This is a genomic window from Pseudomonas sp. Fl4BN1 (assembly GCF_009908285.1).
Taxonomy (GTDB): Bacteria; Pseudomonadota; Gammaproteobacteria; order Pseudomonadales; family Pseudomonadaceae; genus Aquipseudomonas.
The window spans coordinates 1-597 of sequence record NZ_JAAARM010000091.1; the positions used below are offsets into that span (position 1 = coordinate 1).

Annotated in this window: 1 protein-coding gene; it reads right to left on the bottom strand. The window is 61.6% G+C overall.

What is annotated here, in order from left to right:
• The coding region (locus tag GV818_RS33705) for a ribbon-helix-helix protein, CopG family (RefSeq protein WP_161778746.1) at positions 1–262 on the bottom strand (262 nt) is incomplete at its 3' end.
• Between the last annotated feature and the right edge of the window lie 335 nt (positions 263–597).

The following is a 597-nucleotide window of genomic DNA, read 5'->3' on the forward strand; positions in this document are numbered from 1 at the left end:
AGTCGTTGACCAGACCAAGGTGCTCCTCCAGCTTGGACTGCGCAGCATCCAGGTTGGCCGCCATACGGGTTTTGGCTTCCTGGGTGGCAGTCTGCGCAAGTGCAATGACCTCTGCCATACGTTCCAAGACGGGCTTGGCTTGGTCCAGCAGTTCAACGATGAGGGAGGACTTGCTCTGCCCTGTCAGCTCGCTCAAGCGGCGGATAGCCGCGTCCAGAGGCGGAGACAGGGTGATGGTGAGACGCGGGTTTTGTGTAGGCATGTGCACTCCTGGCTGATGCACCGTAAGGTAGCCAGGTTCACCACTTTTCGCAAGGTGCACCGCAGAAATGGCCCGCATGGCGCGGGGTGCCCTGTCGCGATTCGGGTACGGAAGCCGCGAATCCGACCAGCAGCATTGGCCTATCCCCTGCTTGCATGGGGGCTAAAGCGCCCCCATACCCCGCAAATCGCTACCGCCAGCCGACGATGCGCATGTACATCCCGAACGCTCTCGGGTCCTCGCAGCACGCATCCCAGATGCCACCAGGCATCGCAGCCCGCACCGACTTGCCAGAATCCAGGTCCGTGACCCTGTACCGAAGGACTCCCGAATAC